A 15,774-nucleotide genomic window follows, 5' to 3' on the forward strand; every position below is an offset into this window, starting at 1 on the left:
CTGTTGTAACGGGTCGTGTTGAGCAAGGTATCGTACGCGTAGGTGACGAAGTTGCTATCGTTGGTATCGTAGACACCATCACCACTACTTGTACTGGTGTTGAGATGTTCCGTAAACTTCTTGACGAAGGCCGTGCTGGTGAGAACGTTGGTGTTCTTCTACGTGGTACTAAGCGTGATGAAGTTCAACGTGGTCAAGTACTTGCTAAGCCAGGTTCAATCACTCCACACACTACTTTCACGTCAGAAATCTACGTTCTGTCGAAAGATGAAGGCGGCCGTCATACTCCGTTCTTCAAAGGCTATCGTCCACAGTTCTACTTCCGTACAACTGACGTGACCGGTACTATCGAACTGCCAGAAGGCGTTGAGATGGTAATGCCTGGTGATAACATTTCTATGACTGTTACTCTGATCGCGCCAATCGCGATGGACGAAGGTCTACGTTTTGCTATCCGTGAAGGTGGCCGTACTGTAGGTGCGGGTGTTGTTGCTAAGATCGTTGCTTAATTTTAAGCTTCGATAGCACAATGCTAAAAAAGGACGCTTCGGCGTCCTTTTTTAATGCCTATTTTTCAACAAGTAATATTGATGGCTAAGGAAACAACGGTTTTCCTGTTAATAAATGCCCAGTTCAATCGATAAATACAATTTGTAATGTGAACCATTCTCGTTTACATTCTCATAGTCGTTTATTGAGAGAGTTGTTCATGTACGTTTGTTTGTGCCACGGGATATCAGATAAGAAAATAAAGAAACTTGCTTTCGAGCAGGGGATTACTGATATCCAAGGTATTCGTCGTATTACCCCGTTGGGCTCTCAATGTGGAAAGTGCATTCGCCCAGCAAAAGAATTGCTCAATGAAATCTCTACCATAGCGATGTTTAAGCAGGCGAGCTAGAAAAGGCTTCCTGTCGCAATTGCGCGATTGACAGTGCCTCAATCAGTTCTACATTTAGTAGATGCTGAATAGGAGCACGCGTGATGAAATCCGACCCTAAAATCATCCAACACCTCAATAAAGCCCTTGGCAACGAATTGATTGCCATCAACCAATACTTCCTTCATGCCCGAATGTACAAAGACTGGGGATTAAAAGTACTCGCGGATAAAGAGTACGAAGAGTCCATAGATGAAATGAAGCATGCGGACGATCTCATCGAGCGGATTCTTTTCCTCGAAGGTATCCCAAACTTACAAGATCTGGGCAAGCTACGCATTGGCGAAGACACGAAGGAAATACTTGAATGCGATTTAGCGTTAGAGATGGATGCCATTCCTGATTTGAGAGATGCCATTGAATATGCTGAAAGTGTAAGAGACTACGTGTCTCGTGATTTGTTCAACCATATTCTTGAAGATGAAGAAGAGCATGTAGATTGGCTGGAAACTCAGTTGGGTCTTATTGATAAAGTCGGTATTCAAAATTATAACCAGGCTCAAATGATTGAAGCTGAAGACTGATAGTTTAAAGAAATGGCCCTCAATGCAAAATGATGTAGAGGGCTTTTACGTACAACCTTCCTTTCTTATTCTGCGTTGAAGCAAACACTTACCGTACGTACAATTTTTCGCCTATAACCTCTGTATTTCGTTCTACTGACTATTTTTTGGACATGGCTTGCAAACGTATTTGTGATCTGTATAATGCCCGCACTGCCTGAGACAACATGTCTTTGTTAGTGCAGTTGTGAACCAATGAGCTCAGGAGGAAGACTGGTCGCTGTAGGCATTGCCTGATTAGTCTGTAATGTATACTCCGCTTATGTTCGCAGTCATGATAAATGGCTGACAATGTGTCGGAATTCGACACTACGGTTTCACATAAATCAATCGGCATTCCCTCGTCTTGACGCGGTAGAGTGGCGATATTGTTTGTGTAATTTTTTTATTTGGAGCTCTGTCTAATGCAGAACCAACGTATCCGTATCCGCCTGAAGGCTTTCGATCATCGTTTGATCGATCAGTCTACTGCGGAAATCGTTGAAACCGCCAAGCGCACTGGTGCGCAGGTACGTGGTCCAATCCCACTACCAACTCGTAAAGAGCGCTTCACCGTTCTTATTTCTCCGCACGTTAATAAAGATGCACGTGACCAGTACGAAATTCGTACCCACAAGCGTCTGATCGACATCGTTGAGCCAACAGATAAAACTGTTGACGCACTGATGCGTCTTGACCTTGCTGCGGGCGTTGATGTTCAAATCAGCCTAGGTTAAGAGGGGAATTAAGAATGATTGGTCTAGTCGGTCGTAAAGTGGGCATGACTCGCATCTTCACAGAAGAAGGCGTTTCAATCCCAGTAACCGTTGTAGAAGTAGAAACTAACCGTGTAACTCAGGTACGTACTCCTGAAGTAGATGGTTACTCTGCAATCCAAGTAACTTCAGGCGCTAAGAAAGCAAGCCGCGTAACTAAGCCAGAAGCTGGTCACTTTGCGAAAGCAGGTGTAGAAGCTGGTCGTGGTCTGTGGGAATTCCGCTTGGATAGTGGTGAAGAGTTCGAAGTTGGCGCTGAGCTAAACGTAGATCTGTTCGCAGAAATCAAGAAAGTAGACGTTACTGGTACATCTAAAGGTAAAGGCTTCCAAGGCGCTGTTAAGCGTTGGAACTTCCGCACCCAAGATATGACCCATGGTAACTCTTTGTCTCACCGTGCTCCGGGTTCAATTGGCCAATGTCAAACCCCAGGTCGTGTATTCAAAGGCAAAAAAATGGCAGGTCACATGGGTGCTGAGCAGGTAACTACTCAAAACCTAGAGATCGTACGTGTTGACGCTGAGCGCAATCTGCTTCTTATTAAAGGTGCAGTACCAGGTGCTACAGGTGGCAATGTGATCGTTAAACCAGCCGTTAAAGCGTAACGTCGAGGAGTTAGTAATGGAATTGGTAGTCAAAGGCGCTGATGCGCTAACTGTCTCCGAAACTACCTTCGGGCGTGATTTCAACGAAGCCCTGGTACACCAGGTAGTCGTTGCATACGCAGCCGGTGCCCGTCAGGGTACCCGCGCTCAGAAAACCCGTTCAGATGTACGCGGTGGTGGTGCTAAGCCATGGCGTCAGAAGGGTACTGGTCGCGCCCGTGCAGGTACAATCCGTAGCCCAATTTGGCGCTCGGGTGGTGTAACTTTCGCAGCTCGTCCTCAGGACCACAGCCAGAAAGTTAACAAGAAAATGTACCGCGGTGCTCTTAAGAGCATCCTGTCTGAGCTAGTTCGTCAAGATCGTTTGATCGTTGTTGACAACTTCTCAGTAGAAGCTCCAAAGACAAAAGAGCTGATCGTTAAGCTGAAAGAGCTTGAATTGACTGAAGCTCTGATCGTAACTGCAGAAGTTGATGAAAATCTGTTCCTTGCGGCACGCAACTTGTACAAAGTTGACGTACGTGATGCAGCAGGCATCGACCCAGTTAGCCTGATCGCTTTCGACAAAGTAGTTATGACTGCAGCTGCAGTTAAACAAGTTGAGGAGATGCTGGGATGATCACTGAAGAGCGTATTCTTAAAGTTCTACGTGCTCCGCACATCTCTGAAAAAGCAACCATGGCTGCTGAAAACGGTAACACTATCGTTTTCAAAGTAGCGATGACTGCAACTAAGAAAGAGATCAAAGCGGCAGTTGAAAAACTGTTCGAAGTTGAAGTTAAGTCTGTAAATACTCTTATCACTAAGGGTAAGACCAAACGTCAAGGTGCTCGCCAAGGTCGTCGTTCAGACGTCAAGAAAGCGTACGTCATCTTGAAAGAAGGTCAAGACATCGACTTCGCTGGCGGCGCTGAGTAAGACGGAGGAGTATAAAAAATGGCAATTGTTAAATGTAAGCCTACTTCACCGGGTCGTCGTCACGTCGTTAAAGTTGTTAACGCTGACCTGTACAAGGGTAAGCCTTACGCACCACTGCTAGAGAAAAACTCTAAATCTGGTGGTCGTAACAACAACGGTCGTATCACAGTACGTCACATCGGTGGTGGTCATAAGCAACACTACCGTGTAATTGACTTTAAACGTACTAAAGACGGTATCCCAGCGAAAGTTGAGCGTCTTGAATACGATCCAAACCGTAGCGCGAACATTGCATTAGTATTGTACGCAGACGGTGAACGTCGTTACATCATTGCACCTAAAGGCCTGAAAGCTGGTGACCAGATTCAATCTGGCGCAGATGCTGCGATCAAAGCGGGTAACACCCTGCCAATGCGCAACATCCCAGTAGGTTCTACTGTTCACTGTGTTGAACTTAAGCCTGGTAAAGGTGCTCAGTTGGCTCGTTCAGCTGGTGCATACGCACAAATCGTTGCTCGCGACGGCGCATACGTAACTATTCGTTTGCGTTCTGGCGAAATGCGTAAGGTTCTTTCTGAAGGTCGCGCGACCATCGGTGAAGTTGGTAACGCAGAACACATGCTGCGTGAACTGGGTAAAGCTGGTGCAACTCGTTGGAAGGGCGTTCGTCCTACCGTACGTGGTGTAGCAATGAACCCAGTGGATCACCCACACGGTGGTGGTGAAGGTCGCACATCTGGCGGTCGTCACCCTGTATCACCTTGGGGTATGCCAACTAAGGGCTTCAAGACCCGTAAGAACAAACGTACCGACAAGTACATCGTACGTCGTCGTAACAAGTAATTTTAAAGAGGATACGCCATGCCACGTTCTCTCAAGAAAGGTCCATTTATTGACCTGCACTTGCTGAAGAAGGTAGAGAAAGCGTTGGAAAGCGGTGACAAAAAGCCTGTTAAGACTTGGTCCCGTCGTTCAATGATCATCCCTCAGATGATCGGTTTGACCATCGCTGTCCATAATGGTCGTCAGCATGTACCTGTTTTCGTCACTGAAGAGATGATCGGTCACAAGCTGGGCGAGTTTGCACCAACACGTACTTATCGCGGCCATGCTGCAGATAAGAAAGCTAAGAAGCGTTAAGGGGTTAAGAAATGGAAGCTATTGCTAAACATCGCTTTGCTCGTATCTCGCCTCAGAAAGCACGTTTGGTTGCAGATCAAGTGCGCGGTAAAAACGTTGCACAAGCACTAGAAATTCTAACTTTCAGCAACAAAAAAGCTGCTGATCTTGTGAAGAAGGTTCTGGAATCTGCTATCGCAAACGCCGAGCATAACGAAGGTGCTGATATCGACGATCTAAACGTCGCTAAAATCTTCGTTGACGAAGGTCCTGTCATGAAGCGCATTATGCCTCGTGCAAAAGGCCGTGCCGATCGCATCTTGAAGCGTTCTAGCCACATCACAATTGTTGTAGCAGACCGCTAAGAGAGTAGGAGAGAAAGCAATGGGTCAAAAAGTACATCCTAATGGTATTCGTCTTGGCATCTGTAAGCCTTGGAATTCCACCTGGTTTGCTAACAGCCAAGATTTCGCTGACAATCTAGACGGCGACTTCAAGGTGCGTCAGTTCCTTACTAAAGAACTGTCTAAAGCGTCTGTATCTCGCATCGTTATCGAGCGTCCAGCGAAGAGCATCCGTGTGACTATTCACACTGCTCGCCCTGGTGTTGTTATCGGTAAGAAAGGCGAAGACGTAGAAAAACTACGCGCTCGCGTTGCTCAACTAGCCGGTGTACCTGCGCAAATCAACATCGCAGAAGTACGCAAGCCAGAGCTTGATGCTCAATTGGTTGGTGATAGCATCGCTTCTCAGCTAGAGCGTCGTGTTATGTTCCGTCGTGCTATGAAGCGCGCGGTACAAAACGCAATGCGTCTTGGTGCCAAGGGTATCAAAGTGGAAGTAAGTGGTCGTCTAGGCGGCGCTGAAATCGCTCGTACCGAATGGTACCGTGAAGGTCGTGTGCCATTGCACACCCTTCGTGCTGATATTGATTACGCAACTTCTTCGGCTCACACCACTTACGGTGTAATTGGTATTAAAGTTTGGATCTTCAAAGGTGAAGTTCTAGGCGGTATGCCAGTTGCAGAGCCACAGGCTGACAAGCCTAAGAAGCAGCGTAAAGGCCGTAAGTAAGGAGTCTATCGATGCTTCAACCAAAACGTACTAAGTTCCGCAAGGCTTTTAAAGGTCGTAACCGCGGTCTTGCTTCAGGTACTGACGTAAGCTTCGGTTCCTTCGGCCTTAAGGCTGTTGGTCGTGGTCGCCTTACTGCGCGTCAGATCGAAGCTGCACGTCGTGCAATGACTCGTCACATTAAGCGTCAGGGTCAAATCTGGATCCGTGTCTTCCCAGACAAGCCGATCACTACTAAACCTCTGGAAGTTCGTCAGGGTAAAGGTAAGGGTTCTGTGAGCTACTGGGTCGCACAAATCCAACCAGGTAAAGTCCTGTACGAGATGGATGGTGTTTCTGAAACCCTAGCTCGCGAAGCATTCGAGCTAGCTTCACGTAAGCTACCAATCAAAACCACTTTCGTAAATAAGGCGGTGATGTGATGAAAGCACAAGAACTTCGCGAAAAGAGCGTAGAGCAGCTTAATGAAGAGCTGTTGGGTTTGTTGCGTGAGCAATTCAGCCTGCGTATGCAAGCTGCAACTGGTCAACTTCAGCAAACTCACACTCTGAAGACTGTTCGTCGTGATATCGCACGTGTTAAAACCGTTCTGAACCAGAAGGGCAACGCATAATGAGCGACCAAACCCGTACTCAACAAGGCCGTGTAGTAAGCGACAAAGGCGATAAATCTATCGTTGTTGCTATCGAACGCCAGGTGAAACACCCGATCTACGGTAAGTTCATCAAGCGTACAACTAAGCTGCACGTTCATGACGAAAACAACGAATGCGCCCAAGGCGATACCGTTGAAGTTCGTGAGTGCCGTCCATTGTCTAAGACTAAGTCTTGGACTCTGGTACGCGTAGTTGAGAAAGCTCGCCTGTAAGGCAAACTTTCCAACGGTTAAAAATAAAACGGCTCCATTTGCGGAGCCGTTTATTTTTTATCTATTCATCTTAAAAAAATAGTGTTATTATTCGCCGCCCTTGTAAAGAGGCAGCCCGACCCGTGATGGGTCTAGATGTAATAACAGCGGAGCACTAACCATGATCCAAATGCAAAGTATGCTGGATGCAGCCGATAACTCCGGCGCTAAAAGCGTAATGTGTATTAAGGTGCTGGGTGGTTCACACCGTCGCTACGCCCATATCGGCGATGTCATCAAAGTTACCGTGAAGGATGCAATCCCACGCGGTAAAGTTAAAAAAGGTGATGTTCTGAAGGCGGTTGTAGTTCGCACCCGTAAAGGCGTTCGTCGTCCAGACGGCTCTGTCATTCGCTTCGACCGTAATGCTTGCGTCTTGTTGAATAACACGACAGAAGCACTTATCGGTACTCGTATTTTTGGCCCTGTGACACGTGAGCTTCGTGGCGATAAGTTCATGAAGATTGTGTCCCTAGCGCCTGAAGTTCTGTAAGGAGCGATTAAAATGGCAGCTAAAATCCGTCGTGAAGACGAAGTTATCGTTCTTACCGGTAAAGACAAAGGTAAGAAAGGTAAAGTATCGAAGGTTCTGACTACTGGTAAAGTTATCGTTGAAGGTATCAACCTAGTTAAGAAACACCAAAAGCCTGTACCGGCTCTTGGCCAACAAGGTGGCATTATTGAAAAAGAAGCCGCAGTTGACGTTTCTAACGTTGCTATCTACAACGCAGCAACTGGTAAAGCAGACCGTGTAGGCTTCCGATTTGAAGACGGCAAAAAAGTTCGTTTCTTCAAGTCGAATGGCGAAACTATTAAGTAAGTTTGGAGTAGTACTATGGCGAAACTGCATGATTACTACAAAGAGACTGTTGTAAAAGAACTTTCTGAAAAGTTTGAATACAAGAGTATCATGCAAGTCCCAAGGATCGAAAAGATCACCCTGAACATGGGTGTGGGCGAAGCAATCAACGATAAGAAACTGCTTGAGAACGCAGCTTCAGATATGACCACGATTACTGGTCAGAAGCCGCTTATCACTAAAGCACGTAAATCTGTCGCTGGCTTCAAGATCCGTGAGGGCTACCCGATTGGCTGTAAAGTAACCCTACGTGGCGAGCGTATGTGGGATTTCTTTGAGCGTTTGATTTCAATCGCTTTACCACGTGTGCGTGACTTCCGTGGCGTAAGTTCGAAATCTTTCGACGGTCGCGGTAACTACAGCATGGGCGTTCGTGAGCAAATCATCTTCCCAGAGATCGACTACGACAAAGTAGATCGTATCCGTGGTCTTGATATTACTATCACGACTTCTGCGGCGACTGATGAGGAAGGTCAAGCTCTGCTGGCTGCCTTTAACTTCCCATTCCGTAAGTAAGGTGAAGGGTTACTGTAATGGCTAAGCAATCAATGAAAGCGCGCGAAGCAAAACGCGCGAAGCTTGTAGTTAAGTTCGCTGAAAAGCGCGCTGTACTTAAAGCGACAATCAAAAATGTAAACACGTCTGAAGAAGATCGTTGGGACGCAGTCCTGAAGCTCCAATCTTTACCGCGTGATTCATCCACGTCTCGTAAGCGTAACCGCTGTAACCAGACTGGTCGTCCACATGGCTACCTACGTAAATTCGGCCTTAGCCGAATCAAGGTCCGTGAAGCTTGCATGAAAGGCGAGATTCCGGGTCTGCGTAAGGCGAGCTGGTAATTGAATCTCGGGAGTAAAGACTTATGAGCATGCAAGATCCGATTTCGGATATGCTGACCCGCCTTCGCAACGGTCAGGCAGCAGCTAAAGTTGCTGTAAAAATGCCTTCGTCAAAGCTGAAAGTAGCGATTGCTGAGCTGCTTAAAGTTGAAGGTTATGTGGCTGACTACGCTGTAACAAGCGATGTTAAGCCAGAGCTAGAAGTGACTCTAAAGTACTTCGAAGCTAAACCAGTTATTGAGCAAATCCAACGTGTTAGCCGTCCAGGTCTGCGCATCTATAAGAAAAAAGATGAGCTACCTTCTGTAATGGCTGGTCTGGGTATTGCTGTAGTATCAACTTCTAAAGGTTTGATGACCGACCGTGCAGCTCGCAAAGCGGGTCTGGGCGGCGAAATCATCTGCTACGTAGCGTAAGGAGTAGGAAATGTCTCGTGTTGCAAAAGCACCCGTAGTAATTCCTGCCGGCGTAGAGGTGAAACTTAACGGTCAGGAAATCACTGTTAAGGGTAGCAAAGGCGAATTGAGCCGAGTTATCAATGATGCAGTGGTATTAAGCCAAGAAGACAACGCTGTGAAATTTGCACCGCGCGAAGGTATTGTGAAGGCTAACGCCCAAGCTGGTACTGCACGTGCGCTAGTAAACAACATGGTTGTTGGTGTTACTGAAGGCTTTACCAAGAAACTAATGCTGAAAGGTGTTGGTTATCGTGCAGCCATTAAGGGTAATGCAGTCGCTCTGACGTTGGGCTTCTCACACCCTGTTGAGCACGAATTGCCTGCAGGCGTTAAAGCAGAATGCCCAAGCCAAACTGAGATTGTCCTTACTGGTATGGACAAGCAACAGGTTGGTCAAGTTGCTGCTGACATCCGCGCATACCGTCAGCCTGAGCCTTACAAAGGTAAAGGTGTTCGTTACGCTGACGAAGTTGTGCGTACTAAAGAAGCTAAGAAGAAGTAAGGTAACACTATGGATAAGAAAATTGCTCGTATCCGTCGTGCGACCCGAGCGCGTCGCAAGATTGCTGAACTGGGTGCGACTCGCCTGGTAGTACACCGTACTCCACGTCACGTGTATGCACAGGTTATCGCTGCAAACGGCTCCGAGGTTATCGCTGCCGCTTCTACTTTAGAAAAAGCGATCCGTGAGCAACTTAAAGGCACCGGTAATAAAGACGCTGCTTCAGCTGTAGGTAAAGCTATCGCTGAACGTGCGCTGGAAAAAGGCATCGAAACTGTTGCTTTTGACCGCTCCGGTTTCCAATACCACGGCCGCGTGGCTGCACTGGCAGATGCTGCCCGTGAAGCTGGTCTGAAATTCTAAGGTAGGCGGAAAGATGGCTAACGAAAAACAACAAAGTGATTTGCATGAGAAGCTGATTGCTGTTAACCGTGTTTCAAAGACGGTTAAAGGTGGTCGCATCTTTAGCTTCACCGCTCTTACTGTAGTTGGTGATGGCAATGGTCGCGTAGGTTTCGGTTACGGCAAAGCCCGTGAAGTACCTGCCGCTATTCAAAAATCAATGGAAAAAGCGCGTCGTAACATGGTTACTATCGCGTTGAACGAAGGTACTCTTCACCACGCTGTTAAAGGTCGCCACACTGGTTCTAAAGTGTACATGCAACCTGCTTCAGAAGGTACGGGTATCATCGCAGGTGGTGCGATGCGTGCTGTTCTAGAAGTTGCGGGTGTTCGCAACGTTCTGGCGAAGGCATACGGTTCTACTAACCCAATCAACATCGTTCGTGCAACGATCCTTGGTTTGGATGGTATGAAGTCTCCAGAAATGGTAGCTGCTAAACGTGGCTTGCCTGTAAACGAAATTCTGGGGTAATCGACATGGCTAATACTATTAAAGTAACTCAGACTCGTAGCTCTATCGGCCGATTGCCGAAGCATAAAGCTACGCTGCGTGGCTTAGGCCTTCGTCGCATCAACCACACTGTTGAACTAGAAGATACTGCTTGCGTACGCGGCATGATCAACGCAGTTCACTACATGGTTAAAGTGGAGGAGTAATCGCATGCGTTTGAATACTCTATCTCCGGCCGCTGGTTCTAAGCCTTCTAAGAAGCGCTTAGGCCGTGGTATCGGTTCAGGCCTGGGCAAAACTGGTGGCCGCGGTCACAAAGGTCAGAAATCACGTTCAGGTGGTTCTGTACGCCCAGGTTTCGAAGGCGGTCAAATGCCTTTGAAACAACGTCTGCCAAAATTTGGTTTTACTTCTCGCAAGAGCCTAACTGCTGCAGAAGTTCGTCTAAGCGAACTAGCAAAAGTTGAAGGTGACGTAGTGAGCCTTGAAACTCTGAAAGCGGCTAACGTGATCACTAAAGACATTCGTACAGCGAAAATTGTACTGTCTGGTGAAATCGCGCGTTCAGTAACAGTTAAAGGTCTTCGCGTTACCAAAGGTGCTCAAGCTGCTATTGAAGCTGCTGGCGGTAAAATCGAGGAATAATTAGCTCGAGGACGAGGTACAGATGGCAAAACAACCAGGACAAAATTTTAACAGTGCAAAAGGTGGACTTGCGGAACTAAAAAGCCGTCTACTCTTTGTGGTAGGTGCGTTATTAGTATTCCGTGCCGGTTCTTTTGTGCCGATTCCTGGTATTGACGCTGCTGTACTTGCCGATCTGTTCGAACAGCAAAAAGGCACCATCATTGAGATGTTTAACATGTTCTCTGGTGGTGCGCTCGAGCGTGCTTCTATTCTAGCGTTGGGTATCATGCCGTATATTTCGGCATCGATCGTTGTCCAACTCTTGACCGTAGTACACCCAGCCTTGGCTGAGTTGAAAAAAGAAGGGGAGTCTGGTCGTCGTAAGATTAGCCAGTACACCCGCTACGGCACGCTCGTTCTTGCAACCTTCCAAGCAATTGGTATTGCTACAGGGTTGCCGAGTATGATTCCTGGTCTGGTCGAAAACCCAGGGTTTGGATTCTACTTTACTGCTGTTGTGAGTTTGGTTACCGGCACCATGTTTTTGATGTGGTTAGGTGAGCAAATCACTGAGCGCGGAATCGGCAACGGTATTTCCCTGATTATCTTCTCGGGTATCGTTGCAGGATTGCCATCAGCTATCGGACAGACAGCGGAGCAAGCACGTCAAGGTGAATTGCACGTGCTTCTTCTTCTGTTGATTGCGGTAATTGCATTTGCTGTTATTGCGTTTGTGGTGTTCATGGAACGTGGTCAACGTCGTATCGTCGTTAACTACGCCAAGCGTCAACAAGGCCGTCGTGTCTTCGCAGCACAGAGCACTCACTTGCCATTGAAAATTAATATGGCAGGCGTAATTCCAGCGATTTTTGCATCAAGTATTATCCTGTTTCCAGGTACTTTGGCCCAATGGTTTGGTCAAAGTGAACAGTTTAGTTGGCTAGCCGATGTGTCTTTGGCACTGAGCCCTGGTCAACCTCTGTATGTAATCCTTTATGCAGCGGCGATTATCTTTTTCTGTTTCTTTTACACGGCGTTGGTTTTCAACCCGCGTGAGACGGCAGACAATCTGAAGAAGTCTGGTGCATTCGTACCTGGTATTCGCCCGGGCGAGCAGACTGCAAAATACATTGATAAAGTAATGACTCGACTAACCCTTGCGGGTGCGTTGTACATCACCTTTATCTGTCTGATCCCCGAGTTCATGATGATTGCTTGGAATGTACGCTTCTATTTTGGCGGAACTTCCCTACTTATCGTAGTCGTAGTAATCATGGACTTTATGGCTCAAGTTCAGACACATCTGATGTCTCAACAATATGAGTCCGTATTGAAGAAAGCCAATCTGAAAGGCTACGGCCGCTAACAGATTGACATCTACGGAGTTTAGCAATGAAAGTTCGTGCTTCCGTTAAGAAAATCTGCCGTAACTGTAAAGTGATCAAGCGTAACGGTGTCGTTCGTGTGATCTGCAGTGAGCCAAAGCATAAACAACGCCAAGGCTAATAGCAGAATATTTTTCTTGCAAAATTTAGGCAGGCTGGCTACATTACCAGCCCACCTTTTGTGTGTGCAAAAGAAGTGGTTTTGCCGCTGCGTATCCTACACGGGCTCTGCAGCGGTTCTTCTTGAAAAAGTACTAGGAGTGAATAGTGGCCCGTATTGCAGGCATTAACATTCCTGATCATAAGCATGCTGTAATCGCACTAACTGCGATCTACGGTATCGGTAAAACCCGTTCTCAAGCTATCCTAGCTGAGACTGGTATTACTGAAAGCACTAAGATCAGTGAGTTATCTGAAGAGCAGATCGATCTACTGCGTGATGGCGTTGCCAAATACACTGTAGAAGGTGATCTACGTCGTGAAGTTTCAATGAACATCAAGCGTCTTATGGACCTTGGCTGTTACCGCGGTTTGCGTCATCGTCGCAGCTTGCCACTACGTGGCCAGCGTACGAAGACCAACGCTCGTACCCGTAAGGGTCCGCGCAAACCGATCAAGAAATAATCGGGGTAGGTAGAAATGGCTAAACAACCAAATCGCGCACGTAAACGCGTACGCAAGCAAGTTGCTGATGGCGTAGCGCACATCCATGCGTCTTTTAACAACACAATCGTAACCATTACTGACCGTCAGGGTAATGCTCTAGCATGGGCAACTGCAGGTGGTTCTGGTTTCCGTGGTTCTCGTAAATCAACTCCGTTCGCTGCACAGGTTGCTGCTGAGCGTTGTGGTGAGATGGCTAAAGAATATGGCCTGAAGAACCTCGAAGTTATGGTTAAGGGTCCAGGTCCAGGTCGCGAATCAACTATTCGTGCTCTGAACGCGGCTGGTTTCCGCATCACTAACATTGTTGATGCGACTCCGATCCCACATAACGGTTGTCGTCCACCTAAGAAACGTCGCGTATAACGCTGTTTCTTAGAATTCTGGAGAAAGATCATGGCAAGATATTTGGGTCCTAAGCTGAAGCTTAGCCGTCGCGAAGGTACTGACTTGTTCCTAAAGTCAGGCGTACGCGCGATTGATACCAAGTGTAAAATTGATAACGCCCCAGGCGTACACGGCGCTCGTCGCGGTCGTCTGTCTGATTACGGCGTTCAGCTTCGCGAGAAGCAAAAAGTTCGTCGTACTTACGGCGTTCTTGAAAAGCAATTCCGTAACTACTACAAAGAAGCTGCACGCCTGAAAGGCAACACAGGTGAAAACCTGCTGCAACTTCTAGAAGTTCGTCTAGACAACGTAGTTTACCGCATGGGCTTCGGTGCAACTCGCGCTGAATCACGTCAGTTGGTAAGCCACAAGGCGATTCTAGTAAACGGCAAAGTGGTTAACGTTCCTTCTTTCAAGGTAACGGCCAACGACGTTGTTAGCATTCGCGAGAAAGCTAAGAACCAAGCACGCATTAAAGCAGCTCTTGAAATTGCTGCTCAGCGCGAGCTGCCAACTTGGATCGAAGTAGACAGCAACAAAATGGAAGGCACTTTCAAGCGTCTACCAGAGCGTTCAGACTTGTCTGCTGACATCAACGAACACCTGATCGTCGAGCTTTACTCTAAGTAAGGCTAAACTAAAGAGAGGACACAATGCAGGGTTCTGTAACAGAATTTCTTAAGCCGCGTCTAGTTGACATCGAACAAGTAAGCTCGACGCACGCAAAAGTAACTCTTGAGCCGCTAGAGCGTGGCTTTGGTCACACACTAGGTAATGCTCTACGTCGCATCCTACTGTCATCTATGCCTGGTTGCGCGGTGACTGAAGTAGAAATTGATGGCGTGTTGCACGAGTACAGCACCAAAGAGGGTGTACAGGAAGATATCCTGGAAATCCTGCTTAACCTTAAAGGCCTAGCCGTTAAGGTAGAAGGTAAAGATGAAGTCATCCTTACCCTCAATAAGTCTGGTGCAGGCCCTGTTGTTGCAGGCGACATCACCCACGATGGTGGTGTTGAGATTGCGAACCCAGAACACGTAATCTGCCACTTAACTGACTCAAATGCTGAAATCAGCATGCGAATCAAGGTAGAACGTGGTCGCGGCTATGTACCAGCGTCAGCCCGTATTCATACTGAAGAAGACGAGCGCCCTATCGGCCGTCTGCTTGTTGATGCGACGTTCAGCCCAGTAGACCGTATTGCTTACAATGTTGAAGCAGCACGTGTTGAACAGCGTACTGACCTAGACAAGTTGGTTATCGATATGGAAACCAATGGTACGCTTGATCCTGAGGAAGCCATTCGTCGTGCAGCAACAATTCTTGCTGAACAATTGGATGCATTCGTAGATCTTCGTGATGTACGAGTTCCTGAAGAGAAAGAAGAGAAGCCAGAGTTCGATCCGATCCTACTGCGTCCTGTAGACGATCTTGAACTAACTGTTCGCTCTGCTAACTGTTTGAAAGCAGAAGCGATCCACTACATCGGTGATCTGGTACAGCGTACCGAGGTTGAGCTTCTTAAGACGCCTAACCTTGGTAAAAAGTCTTTGACTGAGATCAAAGACGTGCTGGCTTCACGTGGTTTGTCTCTGGGTATGCGCCTGGAAAACTGGCCTCCGGCATCAATCGCTGAAGATTAATCAGATACTGATTACTTAGTTAGAAGGATTAGGTCATGCGCCATCGTAAGAGTGGTCGTCAACTCAATCGCAACAGCAGTCATCGTAAAGCGATGTTCAGCAACATGGCTAGCTCACTGGTAACTCACGAAGTTATCAAAACTACTTTGCCAAAAGCAAAAGAGCTGCGTCGCGTAATTGAGCCTTTGATTACCCTAGCAAAGAACGACAGTGTTGCTAACCGTCGTCTTGCATTCGCTCGCACTCGTAACGACGAAGTTGTAGCGAAGCTGTTTAACGAACTAGGTCCACGTTTTGCCTCTCGTGCAGGCGGTTACACTCGCATTCTGAAATGCGGTGTTCGCGCAGGCGATAAAGCCCCTATGGCTTACATCGAGTTGGTAGACCGTCCTGAGCAATCTGCTGAGGAAGCTGCTGAATAAGCACGCGGAACCTATCGAGTAAAAAGCCAGGCGTAAGCCTGGCTTTTTATTTATCCATATATTGCAAATCCCATTCTCTTCTTATCACTATTTCCCCTTTATTCTTTGTTCCAGTTTTATCATTCATAAGTTGACTGCTATATAGAGAAGGGCGACGCTTTTCTACATCTACATCTACATCTACATCTACATCTACATCTACATCTACATCTACATCTACATCTACATCTACATCTACATCTACATCTACATCTAC

The 15,774-nt window shown here is 47.2% G+C and carries 32 protein-coding genes; 31 read left to right on the plus strand and 1 reads right to left on the minus strand.

The features are described 5' to 3' along the window. The 31 genes from BM082_RS23405 to rplQ form a co-directional block, all read left to right on the plus strand. Positions 1 to 509: EF-Tu C-terminal domain-related protein (locus tag BM082_RS23405; protein ID WP_244276079.1), on the plus strand; the 509-nt coding region annotated here is incomplete at its 5' end. A gap of 200 nt (positions 510 to 709) precedes the next feature. Continuing rightward, the gene (locus tag BM082_RS23410) at positions 710 to 901 is read left to right on the plus strand and encodes a bacterioferritin-associated ferredoxin (protein WP_017009791.1); all 192 of its coding nucleotides are present in this window, start codon (positions 710 to 712) and stop codon (positions 899 to 901) included. Positions 902 to 984: 83 nt separating this feature from the next. Continuing rightward, positions 985 to 1,464, plus strand: a complete 480-nt coding sequence (gene bfr / locus BM082_RS23415) for a bacterioferritin (RefSeq protein WP_017014393.1) — start codon at positions 985 to 987, stop codon at positions 1,462 to 1,464. Positions 1,465 to 1,907: 443 nt separating this feature from the next. Next, a complete protein-coding gene (gene rpsJ, locus BM082_RS23420; protein ID WP_005501283.1) occupies positions 1,908 to 2,219 on the plus strand; it encodes a 30S ribosomal protein S10 in 312 nt (103 codons plus the stop codon). 14 nt (positions 2,220 to 2,233) lie between these two features. Beyond that, positions 2,234 to 2,863: a 50S ribosomal protein L3 gene (rplC, locus tag BM082_RS23425; protein ID WP_017009793.1), complete on the plus strand. Its 630-nt coding sequence runs from the start codon at positions 2,234 to 2,236 to the stop codon at positions 2,861 to 2,863. A gap of 16 nt (positions 2,864 to 2,879) precedes the next feature. After that, on the plus strand, positions 2,880 to 3,482 hold the full coding sequence (rplD, locus tag BM082_RS23430; RefSeq protein ID WP_017009794.1) for a 50S ribosomal protein L4: 603 nt from the start codon (positions 2,880 to 2,882) through the stop codon (positions 3,480 to 3,482). Further along, complete coding sequence (gene rplW, locus BM082_RS23435; protein WP_016962013.1) at positions 3,479 to 3,781, plus strand: 50S ribosomal protein L23; 303 nt, start codon at positions 3,479 to 3,481, stop codon at positions 3,779 to 3,781. Before rplD ends, rplW begins: the two co-directional genes overlap by 4 nt. 18 nt (positions 3,782 to 3,799) lie before the next feature. Then, the gene (gene rplB / locus BM082_RS23440; RefSeq protein ID WP_017009795.1) at positions 3,800 to 4,624 is read left to right on the plus strand and encodes a 50S ribosomal protein L2; all 825 of its coding nucleotides are present in this window, start codon (positions 3,800 to 3,802) and stop codon (positions 4,622 to 4,624) included. An 18-nt stretch (positions 4,625 to 4,642) separates the two neighbouring features. Then, complete coding sequence (rpsS, locus tag BM082_RS23445; protein WP_016962015.1) at positions 4,643 to 4,921, plus strand: 30S ribosomal protein S19; 279 nt, start codon at positions 4,643 to 4,645, stop codon at positions 4,919 to 4,921. A gap of 11 nt (positions 4,922 to 4,932) precedes the next feature. Further along, a complete protein-coding gene (gene rplV, locus BM082_RS23450) occupies positions 4,933 to 5,265 on the plus strand; it encodes a 50S ribosomal protein L22 (protein ID WP_017009796.1) in 333 nt (110 codons plus the stop codon). A gap of 19 nt (positions 5,266 to 5,284) precedes the next feature. Further along, positions 5,285 to 5,974, plus strand: a complete 690-nt coding sequence (rpsC, locus tag BM082_RS23455; RefSeq protein ID WP_002541419.1) for a 30S ribosomal protein S3 — start codon at positions 5,285 to 5,287, stop codon at positions 5,972 to 5,974. Between the two features lie 11 nt (positions 5,975 to 5,985). Beyond that, on the plus strand, positions 5,986 to 6,396 hold the full coding sequence (gene rplP, locus BM082_RS23460; protein ID WP_017009797.1) for a 50S ribosomal protein L16: 411 nt from the start codon (positions 5,986 to 5,988) through the stop codon (positions 6,394 to 6,396). After that, positions 6,396 to 6,587: a 50S ribosomal protein L29 gene (gene rpmC / locus BM082_RS23465; RefSeq protein WP_017009798.1), complete on the plus strand. Its 192-nt coding sequence runs from the start codon at positions 6,396 to 6,398 to the stop codon at positions 6,585 to 6,587. Before rplP ends, rpmC begins: the two co-directional genes overlap by 1 nt. Next, positions 6,587 to 6,841 carry a 30S ribosomal protein S17 gene (gene rpsQ, locus BM082_RS23470; RefSeq protein WP_017009799.1) on the plus strand — a complete coding sequence of 85 codons (255 nt, stop codon included), beginning with the start codon at positions 6,587 to 6,589 and terminating at the stop codon, positions 6,839 to 6,841. Before rpmC ends, rpsQ begins: the two co-directional genes overlap by 1 nt. A 160-nt stretch (positions 6,842 to 7,001) precedes the next feature. Continuing rightward, positions 7,002 to 7,373, plus strand: coding sequence for a 50S ribosomal protein L14 (rplN, locus tag BM082_RS23475; RefSeq protein WP_017009800.1), 372 nt, complete (start codon positions 7,002 to 7,004; stop codon positions 7,371 to 7,373). A 12-nt stretch (positions 7,374 to 7,385) separates the two neighbouring features. Further along, a complete protein-coding gene (rplX, locus tag BM082_RS23480; RefSeq protein WP_017009801.1) occupies positions 7,386 to 7,700 on the plus strand; it encodes a 50S ribosomal protein L24 in 315 nt (104 codons plus the stop codon). A gap of 15 nt (positions 7,701 to 7,715) precedes the next feature. Beyond that, a complete protein-coding gene (gene rplE, locus BM082_RS23485) occupies positions 7,716 to 8,255 on the plus strand; it encodes a 50S ribosomal protein L5 (protein WP_017009802.1) in 540 nt (179 codons plus the stop codon). Positions 8,256 to 8,272: 17 nt separating this feature from the next. Next, a complete protein-coding gene (gene rpsN / locus BM082_RS23490) occupies positions 8,273 to 8,578 on the plus strand; it encodes a 30S ribosomal protein S14 (protein WP_017009803.1) in 306 nt (101 codons plus the stop codon). Positions 8,579 to 8,601: 23 nt separating this feature from the next. Then, positions 8,602 to 8,994: a 30S ribosomal protein S8 gene (gene rpsH / locus BM082_RS23495; protein WP_017009804.1), complete on the plus strand. Its 393-nt coding sequence runs from the start codon at positions 8,602 to 8,604 to the stop codon at positions 8,992 to 8,994. A 10-nt stretch (positions 8,995 to 9,004) separates the two neighbouring features. Further along, positions 9,005 to 9,538, plus strand: a complete 534-nt coding sequence (gene rplF, locus BM082_RS23500; RefSeq protein ID WP_017009805.1) for a 50S ribosomal protein L6 — start codon at positions 9,005 to 9,007, stop codon at positions 9,536 to 9,538. Between the two features lie 9 nt (positions 9,539 to 9,547). Continuing rightward, positions 9,548 to 9,901 (plus strand): 50S ribosomal protein L18, encoded by a 354-nt coding sequence (gene rplR, locus BM082_RS23505; protein WP_017009806.1) that lies wholly within the window; start codon positions 9,548 to 9,550, stop codon positions 9,899 to 9,901. 13 nt (positions 9,902 to 9,914) lie between these two features. Then, positions 9,915 to 10,412, plus strand: coding sequence for a 30S ribosomal protein S5 (rpsE, locus tag BM082_RS23510; RefSeq protein WP_017009807.1), 498 nt, complete (start codon positions 9,915 to 9,917; stop codon positions 10,410 to 10,412). 5 nt (positions 10,413 to 10,417) lie between these two features. Then, positions 10,418 to 10,597 carry a 50S ribosomal protein L30 gene (rpmD, locus tag BM082_RS23515; RefSeq protein WP_074928855.1) on the plus strand — a complete coding sequence of 60 codons (180 nt, stop codon included), beginning with the start codon at positions 10,418 to 10,420 and terminating at the stop codon, positions 10,595 to 10,597. A gap of 4 nt (positions 10,598 to 10,601) precedes the next feature. Next, a complete protein-coding gene (gene rplO / locus BM082_RS23520) occupies positions 10,602 to 11,036 on the plus strand; it encodes a 50S ribosomal protein L15 (protein WP_074928856.1) in 435 nt (144 codons plus the stop codon). Positions 11,037 to 11,058: 22 nt separating this feature from the next. Then, positions 11,059 to 12,384 carry a preprotein translocase subunit SecY gene (gene secY / locus BM082_RS23525; protein ID WP_017009808.1) on the plus strand — a complete coding sequence of 442 codons (1,326 nt, stop codon included), beginning with the start codon at positions 11,059 to 11,061 and terminating at the stop codon, positions 12,382 to 12,384. 26 nt (positions 12,385 to 12,410) lie between these two features. Further along, positions 12,411 to 12,524, plus strand: a complete 114-nt coding sequence (rpmJ, locus tag BM082_RS23530; protein WP_000868186.1) for a 50S ribosomal protein L36 — start codon at positions 12,411 to 12,413, stop codon at positions 12,522 to 12,524. A gap of 146 nt (positions 12,525 to 12,670) precedes the next feature. Then, complete coding sequence (rpsM, locus tag BM082_RS23535; RefSeq protein ID WP_017009809.1) at positions 12,671 to 13,027, plus strand: 30S ribosomal protein S13; 357 nt, start codon at positions 12,671 to 12,673, stop codon at positions 13,025 to 13,027. 15 nt (positions 13,028 to 13,042) lie between these two features. Then, positions 13,043 to 13,432, plus strand: coding sequence for a 30S ribosomal protein S11 (gene rpsK / locus BM082_RS23540; RefSeq protein WP_002541534.1), 390 nt, complete (start codon positions 13,043 to 13,045; stop codon positions 13,430 to 13,432). Positions 13,433 to 13,462: 30 nt separating this feature from the next. Next, positions 13,463 to 14,083, plus strand: coding sequence for a 30S ribosomal protein S4 (gene rpsD / locus BM082_RS23545; protein ID WP_017009810.1), 621 nt, complete (start codon positions 13,463 to 13,465; stop codon positions 14,081 to 14,083). 23 nt (positions 14,084 to 14,106) lie between these two features. Continuing rightward, entirely contained in the window at positions 14,107 to 15,096 is a 990-nt protein-coding gene (locus tag BM082_RS23550; RefSeq protein WP_002541536.1) for a DNA-directed RNA polymerase subunit alpha, read from the plus strand. Between the two features lie 35 nt (positions 15,097 to 15,131). Next, positions 15,132 to 15,518, plus strand: coding sequence for a 50S ribosomal protein L17 (gene rplQ, locus BM082_RS23555; RefSeq protein WP_017009811.1), 387 nt, complete (start codon positions 15,132 to 15,134; stop codon positions 15,516 to 15,518). Positions 15,519 to 15,564: 46 nt separating this feature from the next. Here the strand turns inward: rplQ and BM082_RS23560 are convergent. Next, positions 15,565 to 15,774 (minus strand): hypothetical protein (locus BM082_RS23560; RefSeq protein WP_208862555.1); only part of this gene is annotated, 210 nt, incomplete at its 5' end.

It is taken from the genome of Enterovibrio norvegicus DSM 15893, assembly GCF_900115495.1.
In the GTDB taxonomy this organism is placed as follows: domain Bacteria; phylum Pseudomonadota; class Gammaproteobacteria; order Enterobacterales; family Vibrionaceae; genus Enterovibrio; species Enterovibrio norvegicus.

Bases quoted from the DNA above. Each gene is read 5' to 3' on its own strand.
- rplQ (WP_017009811.1), top strand. From the start codon at position 15,132: ATGCGCCATCGTAAGAGTGGTCGTCAACTCAATCGCAACAGCAGTCAT.
- rplB (WP_017009795.1), top strand. From the start codon at position 3,800: ATGGCAATTGTTAAATGTAAGCCTACTTCACCGGGTCGTCGTCACGTC.
- rplD (WP_017009794.1), top strand. From the start codon at position 2,880: ATGGAATTGGTAGTCAAAGGCGCTGATGCGCTAACTGTCTCCGAAACT.
- BM082_RS23410 (WP_017009791.1), top strand. From the start codon at position 710: ATGTACGTTTGTTTGTGCCACGGGATATCAGATAAGAAAATAAAGAAA.
- rplC (WP_017009793.1), top strand. From the start codon at position 2,234: ATGATTGGTCTAGTCGGTCGTAAAGTGGGCATGACTCGCATCTTCACA.
- rplX (WP_017009801.1), top strand. From the start codon at position 7,386: ATGGCAGCTAAAATCCGTCGTGAAGACGAAGTTATCGTTCTTACCGGT.
- rpsJ (WP_005501283.1), top strand. From the start codon at position 1,908: ATGCAGAACCAACGTATCCGTATCCGCCTGAAGGCTTTCGATCATCGT.
- bfr (WP_017014393.1), top strand. From the start codon at position 985: ATGAAATCCGACCCTAAAATCATCCAACACCTCAATAAAGCCCTTGGC.
- secY (WP_017009808.1), top strand. From the start codon at position 11,059: ATGGCAAAACAACCAGGACAAAATTTTAACAGTGCAAAAGGTGGACTT.
- rplP (WP_017009797.1), top strand. From the start codon at position 5,986: ATGCTTCAACCAAAACGTACTAAGTTCCGCAAGGCTTTTAAAGGTCGT.
- rpsN (WP_017009803.1), top strand. From the start codon at position 8,273: ATGGCTAAGCAATCAATGAAAGCGCGCGAAGCAAAACGCGCGAAGCTT.
- rpsH (WP_017009804.1), top strand. From the start codon at position 8,602: ATGAGCATGCAAGATCCGATTTCGGATATGCTGACCCGCCTTCGCAAC.
- rplN (WP_017009800.1), top strand. From the start codon at position 7,002: ATGATCCAAATGCAAAGTATGCTGGATGCAGCCGATAACTCCGGCGCT.
- rplW (WP_016962013.1), top strand. From the start codon at position 3,479: ATGATCACTGAAGAGCGTATTCTTAAAGTTCTACGTGCTCCGCACATC.
- rpsK (WP_002541534.1), top strand. From the start codon at position 13,043: ATGGCTAAACAACCAAATCGCGCACGTAAACGCGTACGCAAGCAAGTT.
- BM082_RS23550 (WP_002541536.1), top strand. From the start codon at position 14,107: ATGCAGGGTTCTGTAACAGAATTTCTTAAGCCGCGTCTAGTTGACATC.
- rpsD (WP_017009810.1), top strand. From the start codon at position 13,463: ATGGCAAGATATTTGGGTCCTAAGCTGAAGCTTAGCCGTCGCGAAGGT.
- rpmJ (WP_000868186.1), top strand. From the start codon at position 12,411: ATGAAAGTTCGTGCTTCCGTTAAGAAAATCTGCCGTAACTGTAAAGTG.
- rplR (WP_017009806.1), top strand. From the start codon at position 9,548: ATGGATAAGAAAATTGCTCGTATCCGTCGTGCGACCCGAGCGCGTCGC.
- rplO (WP_074928856.1), top strand. From the start codon at position 10,602: ATGCGTTTGAATACTCTATCTCCGGCCGCTGGTTCTAAGCCTTCTAAG.
- rpsQ (WP_017009799.1), top strand. From the start codon at position 6,587: ATGAGCGACCAAACCCGTACTCAACAAGGCCGTGTAGTAAGCGACAAA.
- rpsS (WP_016962015.1), top strand. From the start codon at position 4,643: ATGCCACGTTCTCTCAAGAAAGGTCCATTTATTGACCTGCACTTGCTG.
- rplF (WP_017009805.1), top strand. From the start codon at position 9,005: ATGTCTCGTGTTGCAAAAGCACCCGTAGTAATTCCTGCCGGCGTAGAG.
- rplV (WP_017009796.1), top strand. From the start codon at position 4,933: ATGGAAGCTATTGCTAAACATCGCTTTGCTCGTATCTCGCCTCAGAAA.
- rpsE (WP_017009807.1), top strand. From the start codon at position 9,915: ATGGCTAACGAAAAACAACAAAGTGATTTGCATGAGAAGCTGATTGCT.
- rpsC (WP_002541419.1), top strand. From the start codon at position 5,285: ATGGGTCAAAAAGTACATCCTAATGGTATTCGTCTTGGCATCTGTAAG.
- rpmD (WP_074928855.1), top strand. From the start codon at position 10,418: ATGGCTAATACTATTAAAGTAACTCAGACTCGTAGCTCTATCGGCCGA.
- rpmC (WP_017009798.1), top strand. From the start codon at position 6,396: ATGAAAGCACAAGAACTTCGCGAAAAGAGCGTAGAGCAGCTTAATGAA.
- rplE (WP_017009802.1), top strand. From the start codon at position 7,716: ATGGCGAAACTGCATGATTACTACAAAGAGACTGTTGTAAAAGAACTT.